This window comes from Methanomassiliicoccus sp., from assembly GCA_012719175.1.
Lineage (GTDB): Archaea > Thermoplasmatota > Thermoplasmata > Methanomassiliicoccales > Methanomassiliicoccaceae > UBA6.
Map to the genome: position 1 here is coordinate 15,784 of JAAYAX010000009.1, position 20,340 is coordinate 36,123.

Below are 20,340 nucleotides of genomic sequence, written 5' to 3' on the forward strand. Positions count from 1 at the left end.
CCACCCTAATTCACTTCCCCTTTAAAAGGATTATTGAACACAAGGGCACTGGCCTAGGCCCGGCTACCAGAATGATGAACATGGGCCGAACCAACTCCACCACCGAGCTCTTTAAAAGGTAACGACAGTAGGCTTTCAAGATATGTCTGGGGGTGCGTAACACCAGCTCCAACAATACCTGCCTTCAAGAGCTATCTTGAACAGAACCTCGAACGTGGAATTGATTCTAAAGTGCGGAATGTTGATTAGAACTTGGAACAACTCAAGAGTCTTGCTGACAAAGTGCTGCATACAAGTGATTGAGGAACGAATATTGTCGATAACAGCATGATGAAAAAATTAAGGTGTAGAGGAAGCGCCCCATCCTGCGCTTCCTCCAAAGGGGGCCGTGCTCACACCACCGCCACGATCAGCCTTGTTGTCTCCCATCCTGACAACTCAACCCAACGACCCTTAACAGGACCGATGTCATGCCAGCGGAACGATCCGTGCCTGTTTTTGTTGCATCCCATCTAAGATATTGCGTCCGACACTAGTCCGACAAGAAAGGTAATACATATAACTTGTATTTAATGATTTGTAGTGGACGGGCTGACGATGATAATAATGTGATGCCAGATAGTATAACCTAATGCACTTTGAAAGAGCCCGTCCGACACTGTGTAGCCAAAAATCAATCTTTCGTAACTTATAGAAAAGCCTTTTTATGCAACTACCCCAATGCTTCTCGATAGAAAGGTGATGGGATGGGATTTCTAGAATCGCTCCGCGATAAGGAGCTTAGAGGGCTCTATAGAGCTCGAAAGCTGGTCGAGAGCGCTGACCTGCTTATCGAAAAAGGTCATGTTCAAGAAGCACTGGCCGAGTTTGAGACAGTCAAAGAACTGGTGTCTCGGGAAGGTATCAAGGAGAGCCCCCACTCCAAGGACTACGCTGATCTGCTGATCGTCCTTTCAGGAGTGATGTTAAAGGCCAAATCATATGATGATGCTCTAGCGACGGCAGACAAAGCGCTGACGTTGAACCCATCCAATCCTTCCGCCATGTCCGCCAGGGCCCGGGCGTTCGCGGTGAAGGGATCACCCGCAGAAGCCATCACCCAGATGGACCGAGCGATAGAGCTCAAGGGCAATGATAAGAAGTTGCTCTTTGATAAGGCCAAGGTCCTGGAGCAGTCGGGGGACAAAGAACAGGCGGCCGCGGTGCTGAAGAAGGTAGTGGAGATGGACCCGTCGGACATCGAGACCTACGACGCGCTCATCGCCCTAGATGATCAGAAGAGATGGACCATGGCCAAGGCCGAAGCTCTGCTTCGCAGCAAGCGGTATGATGATTCCCTCAAGGCTCTAGACGATGTTCTTTCTCATGACCCCAAGAACCTGGATGTAATGCTGGTCAAGGCCAAGATCCTGATGGAGGAGCGTTGCTTCGATGAGGCCTCTGCGATATACGATATGGTGCTGGACATCGAGCCGACATCGTTCAGCGCCAACATTGGCAAGGCCCTGGTGCTCCGTTCCGCGGGGGAACTGGAGGCCTCGGTGAAATTCTACAAGGAGGCCTTGAGAGCGGACGTGGAGAGGAAGGAGACATGGAACGAGGTCGGCCCCTTGCTGGAACAACTCAAGCGGTTTGAGGAGGCCGAGATGGTCTATACCCACGCGCTGAAGCTCGATCCCGATTACCTCTCCGCTCTGGAGGGCCATTACCGTACCCTGCAAGCTCTGGAGAGGTGGCCAGAGATGATCGATGCGGCCTCGCTCGTGCTGGCGCAGAAGCCGGAGCTCGCTGTCCACAAGAGCAAGATCACCGCCCTGGTTAAGACCCAGCGCTTCAAGGAAGGACTCGAAGCGGTTAACACCGCCCTGCTGCAGTTCCCCAAGGAGCCGGAGCTGGTCTCCCGCAAGAGAGATATCTCCGCGGCCCTGGGCATGGGGGATGAGACCGTCAAGTACTGCGAGGAGATACTTGCCGATAAGCCCCACGATCCCGAGACCATGTACGATCTGGGAGTGGCATATTGCAGAGCCCTCCGGTTTCATGAATCCATAAAAATGTTGGAAAAGGCCCTCAAGACCCATGAGGACAAGGAGAAGGTCCTCCTGGCCCTGAAGGATGCATATAAGGGCATAGGCAAGGACAAGGATGTCCTGATGATGTGCGAGCGGGTACTGGAGATCAACCCCCAGAACACCAGCGCCATGGTGGACGCGGCAGTGGCCCTGGACCGCTCTGGAAGAAGGGAGGAGGCCTGCCAGCTGTACGACCAGACCCTGCAGCTGGAGCCAGGCAACCAAGATGCCCTGCGCAACCTCTGCATCTCGTTGTTCAATCAGAAGAAGTACGATCGTGCTCTGGAGAAGTCCCTGGACGGCACGCAGCTTTTCTCATCGGACCCCAGCTTCTGGATGATCAAGGGGGACACCCTGTATGCAACGGGACGGTTCTCGGAAGGGGCGGAGGCATTGGCCAAGGCCATATCCCTGGACCCTACCGACAAGAGGCTGTGGTGGTCCCGCGGCATGGCCCTGGTGTCCGACGGCAGGCACGAGGAGGCGATAGTCTCCTATGATGAGGCCCTTAAGTTGGACCCTCAGGATTTCAACATACTCATCAGCAAGGGAGTGGCCCTGGCAATGATGGACCAGCATTCCCAGGCGATCCAGTGCTTCGATAGGGCCATCTCCGTGGACGAGGACAACAAGTTCGCTCAGGTCCAAAGAGGACGCTCCCTCGCCAAGCTAGGCATGCACGCCGAGGCCGTGAACTCCTACAACCGCGCCTTGGCCCTGGGCCACAAGGACCTGGAGGTCCTGGAGGCCAAAAAGGGGTCCCTGAAGCTCCTGGGTAGGGTGGACGAGGTGATCTCCACCTGCGACCAGATACTGAAGCTGGATCCCAAGAACAAGGCGGCCGCCATGGACAAGGCTTCCTCCCTTCAGACCCTGGGAAGGGTGGACGAGGCGCTTAGGACGTACAACAAGGTCCTGGACGGCAATCCGCGGGACGACCTGGTGCTGGAGAAGAAGAAGGAGGCCCTGATGCTGAAGGGGGACTACACAGGCGTGATCGATGCCTGCAACCTCCTGCTTCAGATCGAGCCTCGTTCCAAGTCCGCCCATACCGATCGCGGTGACGCCCTGCAGGCGCTGGGCCGGACACAGGAGGCATTGATCGAATATGATTATGCCCTGAGGCTCGATACCAGCGATAAGGCGTTATACAACAAGAAGGGGATCGCCCTGATGGACCTGGGCAACTATCAAGGAGGTGCCGAGGCCTTCGACCGCGGGTGGAAGATGGACCCCGGCGACTCGGTCATGCTGGACAACAAAGGCCGGGCCCTTTTGATGTCACGCGATGCCTCCGGAGCGCTGGAGGCTTTCAATCATGCGGCGAACATAACTCCTGCCAACCACACCTTCCGCATGGACCAGGGACGGGCCCTGGCCACCCTGGGCAGCTACGACCAGGCACTGGAGGCATTTGAAGCAGCCCTGCAGCTCAATGCCAACGATCCTCAGGTGTGGAAATACAAAGGGAACGTGCACCTGAAGCTCGGCAACAAGGAAGAGGCCATCAAGTGCTTCGACCGCTCCGCGGAACTGGGCTCCCCCGATCCCGCCACATACCTGTCCAAAGGTAAGGCGGAGGAGGAACTGGGCAGGCTCGAGGACGCACTTGGCTCGTATCTTGATGCGGCCAAGATCAACGCCAACGACGCTCGGCTGTGGATGCGTATAGGGATCGCGCAGGCCAAGCTCGGCAAGCTCCCAGAGGCGGTGGAGAGCCTGGACCGTTCCATCGCCCTGGACCGCACCAACAATCGTGCCTGGCTCAACCGTGCCGCCCTGCTGGAAAGGCTGGGGGACGATGAGGAGGCGCTGCGTTCTTACGATACGGTCATCGGTAATGAGCCCCAGGACAAGTATGCCTGGAGCGGGAAGGGTCGCATCCTCATGAAGATGGACAAGCTCGACCACGCCAAGCGTTCTTTCGACCGGGCGCTGGAGCTGGACCCGCAACTAGAGTCGGCAGTGGAGGGCAACACCGCCCTGGATTTGAAGCTGAAGCAGCGGCAGATCTCCATATACGCGGCCCGGGTGCTGGAGTACGAGCACCGCCGTAACGCCAAGGTAACGCGCGAGGAGGCCTTCAAGGACTGTGGGCTGCCCTTCAGCGCCCTGGACGAGGTTACGGCATACCTTCAGGCCAAGGAGGCAGTGGACGTGGAGGGGCTGGACGAGGGGCGCTTCCATGCCTACGAAGTGCTGTCGCACGATGTCCTCATGGCCACCCTGGGCAACCCCAACTATCAGAGGCAGGGGCTGCGCCTGGCCGACGTGTACATGAGCATGCCGGACCGAGATGTGGAAAAGGCCAAGAAGGTCATGTCGTACATCGAGACCGTCAACAAGATGGACTTTACCCCTGAGGCCATGGACAAGAAGACCGAGAAGATGGTGCGGGCGGCCCTGGAGCTGCCCTCGTCCGCCCATAGCACCCTGGGGATCATGCAGAACCTGGAGGTAGGTCTGTACACCGCCCGGCGGATAGTGAGCATGCTCAACAGCTTGAGCTCGGGAGCATCCGCGCCCCGTCAGTATCAGGTAGCAAGGGAGCGGCCCCCGTCAACAAAGGATGCGCCTCAGGCACCCGTTGCAAAGGGGCGTGTCAGATCACGAGAGACAGTGGACCCTGCCGATGTGGAGGGGAGCTATGAGAGGCAAGAGGTAAGACCGATGTTCAAAAGGAAGAGGAGAGAGGAGGCCGCACCCGCGAGGCCCGTGGACCGCTCCAAAGCGGTGACTGTCACTTATCAACAGGAGACCGGCCAGTACCATGGACGCAAGTGCCTTTTCCATGGGGGGGCGGCGGTGTCAGTGTGCCCCAGCTGCGGGACCATGTTCTGCATGGATTGCGTAACCAACCTGGATATCTGTCCGAGGTGCCAGCTGGCCATCGACTTCGTCGATGGGGCGACCATAGGCAAGGCCGTGGACGACAGGGACCTTATAGAGACCGAGGCCCAGAGGAAGGCGATCCAGCAGCGGTGGGCGATGAAGCGCCTGGCGGAGGCGGATCGCAACAGCGCTGCCGGTGAAAAGCAGTACAAGGCCGTGGAGCGGGAGCTGAAGGCTGCGAGGCCGGACAAGGAGAGGATGGTGGAGAGGCTGGTGCAGGAGTCGCAGAAGCGATATAACGCTCCGCCGGTCCAGAACGCCCCCCAGGCTGCATACCGTGCGGCCGCCGAGAGCGTGGAAGAGGCCCCGCCCACCCTGAAGGAGCAGATCGAGATGCTGCAGCAGGACGCCCCCGAGCCGCAGATCTATCAGCCGGCGAGCATGGTGGAGGAGACCATGCCCAGAGAGGCTGCGTTGGCAGAGGGAGAGCTCAATGAGATGGAGGCGGTGGAAGCAGCGCCAGAGCCCGAGGAGATATTGCCGGATGAGCGCGCCCCTCCCGTGAGAAGGTCCGACGACCGGAGGGAGAAGCTGAGGGAGATCCTGGAGGCCGAGCCGGAACCGGCGGCTGAGGTGCGTGACCTGAGCCGGTTGTAAGCGACCTCATCCGGTCAGATGGTCCTGAGCGACGGAAGACCTGGCTCAGTAGTCCATCAGCTCGCCCTTCTTCATGAACTCGCGGAGAAGTGAGGTGGCGTAGCAGCCCTTGTTCAGCTCGAACGAGAATCGGACGCTGTCCTCGGCGGCCTCGTACCGGAGGTCCTTGACCCTCCCGAGGATCTCCCTCCAGCTCCCCTTGGAGGAGCACTGGTGGAGCTGGGGTACCATGAAGTCCTTTGCCTCCAGCCCCTCCCTCTCGATGATCAGGCGCTCGATCTCGCCCATGGTCCCCTCGGAGAGTACGGACTCAGATCCGAAGAGGACTCCCCCTATGTACGCTCTGCCGTTCCTGACCTGCCTCTCCACAAGGTCCAGGTTCTTCGATGTTACCGGAACACCGTGATCGTGGTCCGGAAGACCTTGACGGTCCACGGGGAGGACTACGTCCCCAACCAGAGGGCGGTTGAGAGGCAATCCCCTGCGGATACGCTCGCTCACCGTGAGGTTGAAGAGGTACGACTGGTAGGCATGGACGAACATCATCTGCAGGTTGGGGGGCAGCACCCGGATGGCTCCCATGTAGTCATCAGGGTTGCGGGCCAAGAAGCCTATGATCATCCTCTCGAAGGTCAGCGTGCGGGGGAAGTAATCCAGCGCCTCGCTGAAGTCCCGGTTCTCGTCCAGCCTCTTGCGGGCCTCCCTGGCGGCCTCGCTTTCCTGAGGTACAGGATTCCCGGCGTAGGTCATGACCGCCCGCTCGAAGTCCCCCTTCACGATCCACCTCCCCACCTCATGGGTCACCGGGCGCACTGCCCCGAAACGTTGCACCCCGAAGAAATTGGGATAGCCGCCCAGTTGATCGAGGGCGGCCGCCGTCCCATCGAGGGACGATCGAAGATCGTTTCCGGATAGAGCAGTCTCCTTCACTTGGATCTGGAACCGGTTCCCTACGAGGTCGCCGATCGTGAGCGGCTTTTTCGCTCGATATGCCCCCTCCACACTGACCTGGTGGATATGTACTTCCATGACCTGGTCCACGGGGGCCAGGAACGACATGAGCTGAGTGGTGATCGCCCTCTTGTCCTTGGTCCCGGCGAACCCGATGGAGTCCCGGGAGATGCCCAGGGCCTTGGAGAGCTCCCGCACCAGACGGTTCATCTCCCAGTTCTGGGCGGTGACCTGAGCTATGGTATAGGGGCCGATATCGTTCCTCTCGGGAAAGGAGGATACCTCCTCGACCAGAAAGTCCTCGGGCGAACGCTTCAGCCGTCCCCCGATCCCAGTGGTATCAGAAAAATAGACCTCGAGGCCTATGACAGCCTCACGGGAACTGCACTCCAGCATGTCACTTGCTCTTCTCTAGTTTCTCCCGCGCTTCCTTGAACTCATTGGAGAGGGTCTTGGCAGCCCTCTTCAGCGCGGTCTGGGGCTTGCCGCTCTTGACCTTGATCGTCAGCACCGGTATGTCCAGATCGGGGTGACCAGTAACCCACTTGACCTCCTCCACGCCCTCGTCCGCCAGGAGCTCGCTGATGAGCGGCTGGATCAAGGTCATATCGGCGTCGCGGATCTGGACCTGTATGGAGTCCTTATCCTTGTCAAGGAGCTGAAGTTGCATGAAGGCGCTCAATACTGCCGCCGATTATAAAGGTTTTCTCCTTCGCTCCCATATCCCCTGAGCCTCATGGCCAGCCCCATGGGCATGTGGAGAATGACTACCTGGGAACGATGGAGAAGGACGGTAGCATGTTGGGCATGCTTCTGGACTTACCTCATCCCTTAGGTGGTACGATCAAGACGGGGATGTGAACATGATGCGTTACCCTGCTGGTGACGCTCCCCAGGAGAAATCCCTCCACGCTCCCCAGTCCCCTGCTGCCCATCACCAAGAGGTCATAGCCCTTCTTGGACTCGTCGATGATGTGCATCGCTGGATTTCCTATCTTCTTGATCACTGAGTAGGTTATACCAGCATCCTTCAGGATCTTCTCCGCCTTCACGAGCTTTTCCAGCTCATACTCCGGGATCTCACGAATGACGATCCCCTGTCCGGAAGCGGCCGGTGGGTGCCACACAAAGATCAGCGTTATGGAGGAACCGTATTTCCTCCAGATATCTTCCGCATATCTAACGGCCTCTTCGGAATTCTTCGAGCCATCAACGCCGACCAACAACCGTTCCATTACCATCTCCCGAGCATCCTCCTAAAGCTTGATTGAAAAATTAAATCAAAAAGCTCTATATTAAACAAATTTTTATTTCTATCTATACATGATGAAGGAAGATATCGACCACCGCGTCGGCGCCATCGGCAGGTATGACCAGGAATCGGTGGGTGGACAGAAAAGGTCAACAACCTGGAGCCATCGATCGTCCTCTCAGCTCTCGACCTTCTTCAGCTGGGCGTTGTACATGTCGTACAATTCATGGCTGGTGGTGGCGTCCCTGGGTCTCTTATCGTCTCGGAACGTCCCCGTGAAGCGGGGGAATCTGATCGCCAGCCCCGCCCCGTCCCGGATGCGGCCATGGGCGCAGGTATGGATGGGGGACAGGCTTATCTCTGCCCCCAGCACCTCCAGGACCAATGCCGGTTCGAACCACACGTCAGCCTCCATCTTGGACTCCACCAGAGGATGACGTTCCGCAATACGGTAGGGGTCCAGCCTATCCGGCAAGAGGGCCAGGGTGGCATCGTCGAAACCGCTCCCGAGCTTGCTCACGGTCTCGAAGCGGTCCTCGTCCGCGTCGTACGTGGCCATGAGTAGAGCGCCATACATCCCCCCGCGCCGCCCTCGCCCGTGGAACGCTCCCACGACCACCAGATCGACGGTGTCGTTCATCTCCGAGCGGTACTCCTTCTTGTACTTGATCCATAGGAAGCCACGGGAGCCGGCGCGGTAGACCGAACCCTCGCCGAGGAACTTGGCCATCAACCCCTCGCATCCAGCGTTGAGGGCCTCAATGAAGAACTCCTGGACCTTGGAGGGGTCGTCAAGGACCCTGGCCTCGGAGAAGCGGACGTCCTCGGTGATCTTGATGCACCTGGTGAGCGCGGTGCGGCGGTCCGGCAGGGGCTCATCGGTCATGTCCGCTCCGTCAAGGTACAGGCAGTCGAACAAATGTATGCGCACGGGATACTCCTCGATGGCCTCGGTCAGGCCGTGCTTCCTCCCTCGCCGATGCGATACCTCCTGGAACGGCAGAAGCTCCCCGGTGTTTATGTCCACAGGGACGCACTCCCCCTCGACGATGGCGCTTTTACAAGTGAAAGCCTCTTTCAGAGATTTGACCACATCGGGGAACTGGGAGGTGAGGTCCTCCAAGCGGCGGGAGTACAGGGTGACGTTCCCGTCCTGGATATGGGCCTGGACACGCAGGCCGTCATACTTGTACTCGAACATGGCCTGACCCCCCATCCTCTGCAGGATCTCCTCCGGTGATGGCAGTCTCTCCGCCAGCATGGCGCGTAAAGGGTTTCCGACCCGTACATGCATCTCCTCCAGCCCGGCGATCCCTTTCTGGCAAAGTACCTCCCCCACAAGGCCGAGGTCGGAGGTGATGTTGAACGCCCGCTCCACCGCCGCCTTGTCCTGCTTGGTGGCGAAGGCCTGGGCCAGCGAATCGATGACCGTCTGCGAGGCCACCCCCAGGCGCATGCGGCCGGTGACGATGCGTGCTATGTACCGCGCCTCGGCAGGCTTGGCGTCATGCAGTATGTCCGCCAGGTAACGGGTCTTGTACTCCTGGGAACCGCTCCCCTCGGAACGCGCGACCTTCAGGAGGGCATCGTAAACACGATCGAGCGTCAAGGGCTCGGAGAACAGGGTGGTCTGGCGTTTGTTCTCGAATACCTTCTCGGTGATGATACCGAGGTCTCCCTCCTGGGCCCACAGCTTGCGGACCGACTCCTCGTTGGCGCCAGTGGCCGCCAGCAGGGTGCGGACATACAGCTTATCGGCCATCCCCAGCTTCTCCGGGCAGAAGTCGGGGACAATGCTGCCCTGGGTCATGTATACGATCTTCTTGATGTGAGCGCAGTCAGTGGACCTGAAGAGGTCGGCGAGGATGTCGGCCATCTCCAGCCTGGAAGTGGTGGACTCGAGGGCCTGGTAAACCTTGACCAGGTCATAGTATAGCATGAGGTTCGATACGGCTCCCAGGTAGATAAACCGGATGCTAGCCCTATGCTTTCGGGGGGAAGTCTGACAGGTTCGACTGCCCCTTCTTAGGCTTCGGAACAGACGCCTCGTCCCTACCGTTCTCCCTGTCCCACTGCTGCTTAAGGGTACGCAGACGCTTGCGCATCTCCCGCTCCTTCTTCTCACTGGAGTTCAGCGAGGCCTCGTCCCTGGTGCCAGCGGTGACCAGCACCACCACGCGCCCCGCCCGCGACCGCCCCGTTCGCCCCCTCCTCTGAATCGATCGGATCTCGGACGGCACCGGCTCGTAGAAGATCACCAGGTCGGTGTTGGCCACGTCCAGGCCTTCCTCGCCCACGGAGGTCGCCACCACCACGTTGAACTCTCCGTCTCGGAAGCGTTGCAGGACCCCGATCTGCTCCTTCTGCCTCAGTCCCTTGTCACTCCCCCGTCCGGACTGGCCGATTAGCTTGGTGACCCTTGCGCCTTCTATTCTTGATAGGAGATTGGTGACCATGTCACAGGTGTCGCGGTACTGGGTGAACACCAGCACCCGGGAGTCGGGCTTGACCTGCAGCTGGTTGCTCACGATACTCATGACACGCGAGATCTTGGGGTGCTCCATCTTCAGCGAGCCCAGCAGCCGCTCTACCTCCTGGAACTCCTCGGAGGCCACGATGGCCCGGGAGGCCTTGGAGCCTTCTTCTGATGAAGCCTCCTCCCGGAGCTTCTCCAGGTAGCTGGTCAGGGCCGTCACCCCCTGGGTCTCGGCCAGCTCCAGGGCATGGCCCACCTTGATGGCCCGAGCCTGGACAGAAAGCGCGTTATATATGGTGCGGTTCTTCTCTCCCTTGTTGAGCCTTACCTGGATGGCCCTCTGGACCTCCAGCAGGTACTTGATGGATGGCGGCCGCGCGCTCGTCATCACACCCATCGCCACCAGCTCCTGGATGTACCGGTTGAACAGCTTCCGCAGCACATCGGCCAACTTTCGCATGCCCACCGGTACCTCGACCTCCACCCAGTCCATCTGGATATCGTGGACGTACGGCGCGACGTCGGGGTCCATCTCCGAGCGTACCTCGATGTTCTCGATCCCCAGGTTGGTGCACACCTCCTTGATCTTGGCCATGCTGGAGCCGGGGGAGGCGGTCATCCCCATCACCAGGCCGTTGTGCCCCATATACTCCTGGGCGATGGCCACGTACGCGTAGTTGCCCACACCGCGATGCGCTTCATCGAACATGATGAGGCGCACGTCCCGCAGCGAGACCCGCTCCGTGCGCAGGTCATTGGCCACCACCTGGGGGGTGGAGGCTATGACGTCGCTCTGGACCCATTCTGCTTCCCTCTCCTCGGGATCGATCTCCCCGGTGAGCACCGCGACCCTCTTACCCACCAGTTTGTCCTTTAGGAAAAGGGCGTGCTGCTCCACCAGGGGTTTGGTGGGCGCGAGCAGGAGCACCTTTCCCTTCTTGGCCATCAGCACGTCCGCGATGACCAGCAGGGCGATGACCGTCTTCCCCATGCCCGTGGGGAGGACCACAAGCGTGGAGGAGCGCAGGCAGGATTCCGCCAGTGCTCGTTGATAGGTCCTATCTTCGACACTTTCCCGGGCGATTAGGGGATGCTCTACGAACACGGACCCCAGCATGATGGGGGACGTTGAAGAAACTTATGGTCGGTGGCCTGAAGCTCTGAGAAGGGTCGTTCAGAACCACTTGCGGCCAGCAGCCTGAGGGACGGGCCGTATCAGCTCCTCCGAGTCCCTGCTCAGGTCGTTGACCTGCCTGGACACGGGGTAGGTCTCCATCCTCTCTGATGGGAAGGGACTAAGGACCCTCTCCCTCTCCGCAGCCTCTAGCGTCCCCGGCTCCAGCCATACGACCTCGTCCTCGCGGGAGAGTATCACCGGCATCCGATCGTGCACCTCTGACAGGAGGTCATTGGCATTGGTGGTGATTATGGTGAAGCTGTGGATCTCCTCCCCTGAGGGTGCCTTCCAACGATCGAAGAGGCCCGCCATGGCAAAGAGCTTGTCATCCTTCAGGCGAGCAAAGTAAGGTGTCTTACCATTCTCACCGTCCTTCCATTCGTAGAAGCCTGTGGTGGGAACCAGGCAGCGGCGATCCTTGAGGGCGGCACGGAAGGCCGGACGTTCGGCAATGGTCTCGGCGCGGGCGTTGATGAGCCTGGAGCCGATCTTCTGGTCCTTGGCCCAGAAGGGGATAAGGCCGAAGCGCATCATGATCAGGCGGTTAGGGCTCCTCCTCACGACCACGGGCGAGCTCTGCGTGGGAGCCACGTTATAGCGCGGCCTAGGCATGTCTGCAACGGGCTCCTCGATGGAGAAGCGTGTCATGAGATCCTTGATCTCCCCTATGGTGAAGCGGCCGCACACATCATGTCATGTGAGCTAGGAGTATATCTTGCCAGCGGGAGGTATGCTGGGCGCGATCTTCGAGCCAGGCCTGAGCCAGGGGAGGGGGTCGCTGGCGATAATTGACAAAGTAAAAAATGAAGGATGGAGAGGCCGTAGGGCCTTCCCGATGTTTAATGGCAGCCGCCGCAGGTGCCGCAGCCGGACCTGAGGTTGGGGTTATTGACGACCAGACCGGCACCGTTGGGCGTCTCGATGTAGTCGACCGTGGACCCCTCGAGCATCTCTCCGGTCTCTCCGTCATAGTAGAAGGAGAAGCCGTCGACCTTCTCCTCATTGTCATCCGAGTTCTTCTTCTCCTGGAAAGCCATCCCGAACTGGGGACCGGAGCAGCCCATGCCTGCCAGATAGATCCTGATACCGTATCCTTTCTTTTCGTTCTTTTCCAACAGGTCATTGATGAACTTTATCGCTTCAGTGCTGACGGTAACCATGTACTATCACCATTTTTACTTGACAAATCTCAAGATATATAAGTCAATTGCCGTAAGCATACGATGGGCTCCTGTACCACGCGTTCCTGTTAGAAGGGTTTATCGTCGTCGGGAACATGCGGCAGAAGGTAATGATAGGAGCCATCTCCCGAACGATGACACGTAAGGACCTCCCCCAGGTCCTGGCCATCAGCAGGGAGAACATGTCGGCGATCATATTCTCATCGTGGGGGGTGGAATACCGTGATGAGGACCTCCTTCACATTCTTCTCGAGCCCTCCGCTCTCAACGAGGTGCTGGAGCTTGATGGGAGGATAGTCGCCTATTTCTCCGTGGACGAGCGCAACGGAAACCTCTTCATCAACTCCATACAGGTGCAGAAGGCCTGTCAAGGTTGCGGCCTGGGCAAGAAGATGATGGCCTACATCGAGGAGCAGGCCCGTCAGCGGGAGTCTCCTGCCATCGAGCTATTGGTGCAGTATACGAACAGGTCGGCTATGGAGTTCTACAGGCGCATGGGATATCGCCTCATCTCCCGCCAGGGCAACAACTACCTAATGAGGCGGACACTGGACCCTGGCAAGGGACCTCGTTTTGTGGGACTATCATTTAGAGAGGAGACTTTGGAATAGAGCGATCTATTGAGCGTCAGACCAGGTCTATGAATACTGGGTGAACGGATCAGGTGCGCTCCCCAGGATTTGATCCTTGTAAAAAGGAGGCGATAAGCGGATTAGAGAAACCATTATCTGACCGAAGCCGATTCCAGCGCTCACCGGTATGTCCGAAGGGGAACATTCTCGCCCGAGCGGAGTCGAAGTCACTCTCAACCGAGATCTCGGTCTGGCCGAGGTCCTGATGATAGGTATCGGACCGAACATCGGCTCGTCCATCTTCCTACTCATCGGTCTGGCCACAGAGATAGTAGGCCCCGCCCTCCTGATAACGTTCCTACTGAACTTCATAGTGACCATATTCACCGCCCTGGCATATGCGGAGCTTTCCAGCGCGTTCCCGGAGACCGGGGGAGGTTACCTGTGGATTAAGGAGGGGCTCTTCGAACCGCTGGGGTTCCTGGGGGGTTGGATGTCATGGATCGGCCATTGCATCGCCTGCAGCGTTTATGCAATAGGCTTCGGTACCGGTGTCTCCCTCCTCCTCGATCAGTACAACATCGTCATACCTGGGGTGCCCATGGAGTGGGTGTCCACGGCCTTTACCGTGGGTATCGCCGTGCTCTTCTGCCTGCTCAACATCCGAGGGGTGAAAGGTGCAGGGAAATCGGAGATACTGGTCTCCTCCTTCCTCTTGGGCATCATCGTCCTGTTCTGCCTCTTCTGCATCGCCTACGTATTCGGCAGCCCTGACGCCGCCGGGGCCTCGGGCTTCGGACCCGTTTTCCTCCCCTTCGGCTATCTATCCATAGCCACCTCCATGGGCTTCACCTTCATGATCTTCGAGGGCTATGAGGTCGTGGCGCAGACAGGGGAGGAGGCCAAGGACCCTGAGAGGACTGTGCCCAAGGCGATGTTCCTGTGCATCACCATCTCCGCGGTGCTCTTTATCACCGTGGCCGCGGTGACCTTCGCCACCATCGGATGGGAGGCCGCGGCCGTGGGCGGAGATCACGCCCTGAACATCGCGGCCGACCGGACCATACCCTTCATGGGAGGGGCACTGATGTCCGTGGGGATGATCATCGGCTCGGTGGCCGCGGTCAACTCCATTGTGTTCTCCACATCCCGGGTCTCTTTCGCCATGGGCCGGGACGGGAACCTTCCTACGGTCTTCGGTAAGCTCCATCCCGAGACGCATACGCCGGTGATAGCCATCCTTATCAGCGGCATAATAATCATAGTCATGGCCGTGAGCTTTGACATCAGCAAGGTGGCCACGGTCGCGGACGTGCTGATCCTCCTCCTCTTCGTGCTGGTGAACCTGTCGGCCATATCGCTGCGGAAGAAGAGGCCGGACGCCAAGCGCTCATTCATCACTCCCTTCTTCCCCTGGATACCCATAATCGGGGTGGTCACCACCACATTCCTGGCCATCCTCCTCTTCGAACTGGACATGATGGCCTGGTACATCGCCCTGGCGGTCATATTCGCAGGGCTGTTGGTCCACTACTTCGCCAAGGGACGTGCAGAGATCGAACACTTCGCCCCCGCCGCCCTCCCCGAGCTGAGCGATGAGGCCAAGGCCCGCTACAGGGTCCTGGTGCCTATAGATGATCCCAAGAACGAGGGCCTGGTGGACATGGCAGTGATGCTCGCGGCCAAGAACCAGGGCGAGATCGTACTCATCACCGTGGCGGAGGTCCCCCACGCCGTTCCCCTGAGCGCTGTGGACATGAAGCTGGTGGAGGACCGTGCCCATACCGTGAAAAAGGCCCAGGAGTACTCGGAGCTTAGAGGAATAAAGGCCAGGGCCATCGTCTCCGTGTCCCACGATGTGGTGGCCACGGTCATCGACACTGCCAAGGAGCAGGCGATCAACGTCATCATCGTGGGCTGGAAGGGTTACACCCACACCCAGAAGAGGGTCCTCGGCCGCAAGCTGGACGACATCGTTCGCCAGACACCATGCGACATCATGGTCCTGAAGACCGAGACCAAGCTGCGGCCGGAGAAGATCATGATCCTTTCAGGGGGGCTGTGGCATGTGAGCAAGGCCACCGAGGTGGCCGCGGACATCGCCCAAGTGAACAGCTCCCGTGTCACCATCCTCAACGTCATCATCAATGAGCGATACCTCGTCAAGGCCTCCGACTATTCCAAGAGGCTCCGCAAGATCGTAGAGATGAGGAAGGTACCAGTGATCATAAAGGACATACGCCCGGAGTCGTTCGTGGGCGGAGTGGTGGCCGAGTCGCTGGAGACAGACCTTCTGGTCATCGGCTCCTCCGCCGCTAAGCGCTGGGACCAGTTCGCCTTCGGGGCCATACAGGACACCATCGCCAAGAACGCCCGGAGCCCCGTGCTGGTGTACAAGCGGGTGGCCCCGGGAACACCGGACGCACCTGACGACAAGGACTGATGATGCCCGGGGAAGAGCTCTCGGCCTGAGCGAGAAGCTACTGGAGCGTGATGGCAATGAATTTCTAGGGGTCCACGCATGCCCCCCGCGTTGAGATATATCGGCATCGACCTGGCGTGGAAGGTGTCCCCTCCGCGGCACGAGGGGACCGGCCTCTGCATCATCGAAGGGGACGGGGAGGTTTCCTGCGCCCGGTCGCTGACCACGGACCAGGAGGTGCTCGACCAAATAAGATGTGAGGACATCTGGGTGGGTGTGGACGCACCCCTCCGTATCCCTCCAGGGAAATCCATTCGTAACTGCGAGAGGGATCTCCGGTCCATGGGCATGAGGATCCTTCCCTCAGGAAGGGAGTTCCACCAGAACCATTACGGGGGCTGCCGCGGAGCGATGCTGGCGAACAGAATGATGGGGATGGGGCTGGAGTACTTCGGAAAGGGTCGGAGGGCGCTCTACGAGGTCTACCCCCATGCCGTCCTACGGTCCCTCCCGCCACCCCCACCACGGTACAAGAAGGGACCCCGGTCCCTTCGCGAGGCTGAGGCCGCGAGGGCCTTGGAACTTCTATCGCGTTGGGAATCGACGCTGCAGTGGTCGCCTACGATGAGCAAGGTCCTGACCCGGGGGGAGGGGGCGGCCGACCGGCTGGACGCTCTCCTGGCCGCAGTTTCATTGTATCGCCATAGCCTATACTCCGGGGAGCGTTCACTTATCCTCGGAGACGATGATGACGGATTCCTGCTATTGCCTCGGGGCTGGGAAGATGACCGCTGAATGTGACGAACTGGGTACCGCGTTTTGCACCGTGGGAACGAACTTCGGTTACGAGGACATCGATGTCAAGTTCGGACGATACAAGGAGTTCAAGAGCACTTGGTGCCGGAGCGGCAAGAAGGTCTCTTTCCAGATAACCGATTACCTTTCGGGAGCGGGTCCCGAGGTATTGGAAGACTTTGCCCTGTCCCTCTACATGAAGATCGCCCACAGGGGGGACGGCAACATATACGGTCCCCGACTGAAGGAGTATCTGGTCTCCGATGAGTTCCTGGAGCGAAACCAGCCTCTTTACGTGAAGCGGAGCCGCAACCTATCGAGGAGCCCTCTGGGTGAGAACTTCGATCTACGGGACACCCACAACAACCTCTTGGCATCGGGGATGCTGGGTGAGTCCCGGAACGTTTCGCTGAACTGGACGATAAACGAGAACCGGATGAGGGTGGGGTACTGCAGCACCATAATGCATGTGGTGGCCATCTCCTCGATCCTGGACAACATGAACGTCCCAGAATATGTCCACGAGTATGTCCTGTACCATGAGCTCCTGCACCTCGAGGACGGTCTCTCTAACGGTAGGAGGCACCACACTGCTGAGTTCCGGGCCAAGGAACACCTCTACCCCAGGTGGAGAGAGTCCGAGGATTGGCTGAGGCGGCTGGCAGCGAAGAAGGTGGACCTTTCACGTTCATGAGGGCCTCCGGCACCCCATTCATTATTAGAGGCGGGGGATATCCCGCCCCCGGGAGAGATCGATGGCCGCCGGGCGCCAATGGGTAAATGAGATATCAGAGAAAGGATTGGAGATCGACTGCATATATGCTATCAAGAAGAAGGACCCCCCTCGGAAGGGGAAGAAGGCTGGTTACTTCTTCAGCATCGTCGTCTCCGATGCCACGGGAGAGATAAAGGTCAATTTCTGGGGAAAGGGCGAGGAGGCCTCGGTACGCAGCACCTACGAGGCGCTGCGCGAGGGCAGCATGGTCCGTGTGAGGGGCCGTAGCGACCTCTTCGGGGATTCGGTGGTGGTGCAGGTGAACCAAGGTAACGGTGACATCCTCGAGGAGGCCAAGGAGGGCACCTACGACCTCGCGGAGTTCATTGTCACCTCCAAGAAGGATCCGGAGGTCATGTTCCAGGAACTGCTGGATCTGTTGTCCCAGATCAGGGATGAGAACATCCGCCGCATGCTGGAGCTCATGTTCTCGGACCCCGCTCTGGTCACTGCCTTTAAGAGATCCCCCGCATCCGTTTCGTACCACTGCGCATGGGTAGGAGGGTTGCTGGAGCACACCCTCAAAGTGGCCCGGGCTTGCGACTTCATTTCGCAGCTCTACGATGAACTGGACCGCGATCTTCTGCTGGCATCGGCGGTCCTGCATGACATCGGCAAGGTGAGGTGCTACAACGTCTCCACGGCCATCACCGAGTCGGTGGACGGTCGGTTGAGGGGACACATCGTGATAGGTGCCCAGATGGTGGAGGACACTTGCTCTCGGTGCCCTGATTTCCCCGAGACCCTGAGGACCAAGCTGGTGCATATGGTCCTGGCCAGCCACGGTGCTTACGAGAAGGGGTCTCCCACCCTTCCCTCGATACCGGAGGCCCTGGCCCTGACATTCGCCGATGAGATGGACGCCAAGCTGGAACGTTTCATACGGGCGCGGGACAACGGGGGCCGCGAGGACCTCTTCGTTGTCGACCACATGCTTGGAACCAAGGTCTTCCTGGGTTGAGCAACGACCTCGCAGGCCAGACCGCAGCCGCTGATGCTCTTGTTAAAAGCATGTTAGCATCACTGTACGCGCTGAGATCTTCACCCTTGCCCATCCCTGGCCCTCCCAGTGATAATTTATGCAGTCGGTCTGGACAAAGAGGCCTAGCTGGTCGCAGCTGGCGGCGCTCGCGCTGGGAATTGCCAGCGTATTCCTTGCGTGGTCTGAGATAAGATACGGGACGCACTACATCGAGGCCAGGCTCATCGATCTGATGGTGGAGGGAGGGGATGCGAACTTCCTTTTCCTTATTTTTGGAACGGCGTTCCTCGCCGGCCTACTGTCGTCTCTGTGGTGGGAGAAGGCGTGGTTCCTGCAGCTCTCGGGGCTCGTGCTTCTCACCCTCACCCTCATCGGCTCGCTGGGGAGGACCACGGGGTCCGAGGGCCTACTGGAGATGCTGGCCGCATCATTACATAGGATGGGCCTGGGAACCTTCCTAGCGTGGACGGCCACCCTCATCTCGATTCCCCTGCATCGTCCATACATCTCTCGTTCGATACACGGCCGGGACCGACCCTCAGGGCGCAGCTCACGACGTGAACGCTCCAAGGGCGACCACGTCAGCACCATCAGAATCCCCCCTCGGACGCGGGATGGATCAGGCGGGAACGGTCAGCGACCATCGTCCAACTATGACCAGGCGATGGCCCAAGGTTCCTTCGAGCTCAGCAACGGTGACCTCGACTCAGCCTTGCGCTCATATGGTCGGGCCCTGCGCGCCTGCAGGAACGCCAGCGAGAGGGCCGCCTGCAAGGTGCAAATATCTGTGGTCCTTCACCGGAAGGGAGACCTGGAAGAGGCACATCTGTTCCTTCAAGAGGCGAAGGTGCTCGATCCCCTTTCCTGGACCAACGGTCAGGGGACAGCTCGATTGCTGCCGATGAAAAGACCCACCTCGAAGAAAAGGATAAGGTTCGGATTGTCCCCCGAGCCGTAACAGATTGGTTCATGGACGGCGTGTGCCTATTCTCCCCACACTGACCCAGGCCGGGGGTTGTTTGTCGTGCGTCGGGGTTGTTTCCCAATCATGACCCGATGTCACATCGTTGTTCATGGAAAGACCCATAATAACGACACACTGTGCGCCCCTAGCATGCAAGGGGATTCACTGATCGTCCCCGATCTCTAAGAGCGAAAAGGCCATGGACGCACCAGGCTTAAGAGTTTGCATGAGACCTACCAGGAAGATCACGCCAACGATGGACAGGCCATGTCCGGGTTGAACTTCCACAGGGAAGCTATATGTATCCTCGGAAGGCATCATCATTGGGGGTCTCGTGTTTATCGGCTGTAGCGGATGGTCTTTCGAGGATTGGGTAGGTAGGTTCTACCCTGTCAACATGGCCAAAAAGAAGGAGGAATGGCTCAGATATTACTCCGGCTACTTCAACACAGTGGAGATAAACAGCACCTTCTTCCGCGAACCGGAGGATTTCATCGTTAACGGTTGGATAAAGAAAGGCTCCGTGCTGAAGGACTTCGAGTTCTCCGTGAAGATGCCGCAGACGGTCACTCATCAAGCCCTAGTAAAGAACGAGGGCGAGCAGGCAGGGGTCATGGCCTCGTCATTCGAGGTCCGCTGCGTCAAGCCGTTGGCGGAGAGCGGACTGCTGGGAGCGGCCCTGCTGCAACTGTCACCCTCCTTCGAGAACGAGGAAGGACCCCGTGAGGCCCTGCGCAGCGCCCTCAGCGCTCTGGACACGGACGTCTACCGCTACGCCGTGGAGTTCCGCCACGGTTCGTGGTTCGACGGCACCAGCGGGGATCTGGAGGAACAGGCGTTCGAACTGTTGCAGTCCCTCAATGTCGCCAATGTCCTGGCGGACGGACCGGAAGCTCCTGCAGGTAGGAAATGTTCTGCCAACCACGCCTACTTCCGCTTCCACGGGCGTACACGGGAAGTTTGGTCGGACCAGGAGCAGGAGGAGTCCCTCCGCCTCAGCCGCTTCGACCACCTTTATGATGATGAGGAGATGAAGAAGCTGGCAGCAAGTGTGCAGGTGGTGTCTGCCACTCGTTCCCAGACGCGCGCCTATTTCTGCAACAATAGCAGGGCCAAATCCGTCAGGAACGCTTTGCAGCTGATGGACCATCTAGGCATCGCCCACAAGGAGAAGGACATACCGGTGGACGACCATTCGGCCGTGGGCCCCTTCCTGATGAGCAAGCGCTAAG

General features: G+C 59.0%; 15 protein-coding genes. 8 read left to right on the forward strand and 7 right to left on the reverse strand.

The features are described 5' to 3' along the window. Nucleotides 1-746 precede the first annotated feature (746 nt). Complete coding sequence (locus tag GXX95_07585) at nucleotides 747-5,561, forward strand: tetratricopeptide repeat protein (GenBank protein ID NLT38002.1); 4,815 nt, start codon at nucleotides 747-749, stop codon at nucleotides 5,559-5,561. 45 nt (nucleotides 5,562-5,606) lie between these two features. On the opposite strand, the gene truD is transcribed toward GXX95_07585, so the two are convergent. From truD to GXX95_07620, 7 genes are all read right to left on the reverse strand, one after another. Further along, on the reverse strand, nucleotides 5,607-6,908 hold the full coding sequence (truD, locus tag GXX95_07590; GenBank protein NLT38003.1) for a tRNA pseudouridine(13) synthase TruD: 1,302 nt from the start codon (nucleotides 6,906-6,908) through the stop codon (nucleotides 5,607-5,609). 1 nt (nucleotide 6,909) lies between these two features. Next, nucleotides 6,910-7,182, reverse strand: coding sequence for a DNA-directed RNA polymerase subunit L (locus tag GXX95_07595; GenBank protein ID NLT38004.1), 273 nt, complete (start codon nucleotides 7,180-7,182; stop codon nucleotides 6,910-6,912). A gap of 154 nt (nucleotides 7,183-7,336) precedes the next feature. Then, complete coding sequence (locus GXX95_07600; protein NLT38005.1) at nucleotides 7,337-7,747, reverse strand: universal stress protein; 411 nt, start codon at nucleotides 7,745-7,747, stop codon at nucleotides 7,337-7,339. Nucleotides 7,748-7,942: 195 nt separating this feature from the next. After that, nucleotides 7,943-9,703 (reverse strand): ATP-dependent DNA ligase, encoded by a 1,761-nt coding sequence (locus tag GXX95_07605; GenBank protein ID NLT38006.1) that lies wholly within the window; start codon nucleotides 9,701-9,703, stop codon nucleotides 7,943-7,945. Nucleotides 9,704-9,746: 43 nt separating this feature from the next. After that, nucleotides 9,747-11,345 (reverse strand): DEAD/DEAH box helicase, encoded by a 1,599-nt coding sequence (locus tag GXX95_07610; protein ID NLT38007.1) that lies wholly within the window; start codon nucleotides 11,343-11,345, stop codon nucleotides 9,747-9,749. Nucleotides 11,346-11,414: 69 nt separating this feature from the next. After that, entirely contained in the window at nucleotides 11,415-12,104 is a 690-nt protein-coding gene (locus GXX95_07615) for an SOS response-associated peptidase (protein ID NLT38008.1), read from the reverse strand. Nucleotides 12,105-12,256: 152 nt separating this feature from the next. Beyond that, entirely contained in the window at nucleotides 12,257-12,577 is a 321-nt protein-coding gene (locus GXX95_07620) for an iron-sulfur cluster assembly accessory protein (protein NLT38009.1), read from the reverse strand. A 116-nt stretch (nucleotides 12,578-12,693) separates the two neighbouring features. On the opposite strand from GXX95_07620, the gene GXX95_07625 reads away from it, so the two are divergent. The 7 genes from GXX95_07625 to GXX95_07655 all read left to right on the forward strand — a co-directional run bounded on the left by GXX95_07625 (nucleotide 12,694) and on the right by GXX95_07655 (nucleotide 20,339). Beyond that, the gene (locus tag GXX95_07625; GenBank protein ID NLT38010.1) at nucleotides 12,694-13,209 is read left to right on the forward strand and encodes a GNAT family N-acetyltransferase; all 516 of its coding nucleotides are present in this window, start codon (nucleotides 12,694-12,696) and stop codon (nucleotides 13,207-13,209) included. Between the two features lie 226 nt (nucleotides 13,210-13,435). Beyond that, on the forward strand, nucleotides 13,436-15,613 hold the full coding sequence (locus tag GXX95_07630) for an amino acid permease (GenBank protein ID NLT38011.1): 2,178 nt from the start codon (nucleotides 13,436-13,438) through the stop codon (nucleotides 15,611-15,613). Nucleotides 15,614-15,691: 78 nt separating this feature from the next. Further along, nucleotides 15,692-16,387, forward strand: a complete 696-nt coding sequence (locus tag GXX95_07635; protein NLT38012.1) for a DUF429 domain-containing protein — start codon at nucleotides 15,692-15,694, stop codon at nucleotides 16,385-16,387. After that, nucleotides 16,377-17,081: a M48 family metallopeptidase gene (locus GXX95_07640; GenBank protein NLT38013.1), complete on the forward strand. Its 705-nt coding sequence runs from the start codon at nucleotides 16,377-16,379 to the stop codon at nucleotides 17,079-17,081. Before GXX95_07635 ends, GXX95_07640 begins: the two co-directional genes overlap by 11 nt. 61 nt (nucleotides 17,082-17,142) lie before the next feature. Next, the gene (locus tag GXX95_07645; GenBank protein NLT38014.1) at nucleotides 17,143-18,123 is read left to right on the forward strand and encodes an HD domain-containing protein; all 981 of its coding nucleotides are present in this window, start codon (nucleotides 17,143-17,145) and stop codon (nucleotides 18,121-18,123) included. 118 nt (nucleotides 18,124-18,241) lie between these two features. Continuing rightward, a complete protein-coding gene (locus GXX95_07650) occupies nucleotides 18,242-19,102 on the forward strand; it encodes a tetratricopeptide repeat protein (GenBank protein NLT38015.1) in 861 nt (286 codons plus the stop codon). A gap of 340 nt (nucleotides 19,103-19,442) precedes the next feature. Next, entirely contained in the window at nucleotides 19,443-20,339 is an 897-nt protein-coding gene (locus GXX95_07655; GenBank protein ID NLT38016.1) for a DUF72 domain-containing protein, read from the forward strand. Nucleotide 20,340: the final 1 nt, after the last annotated feature.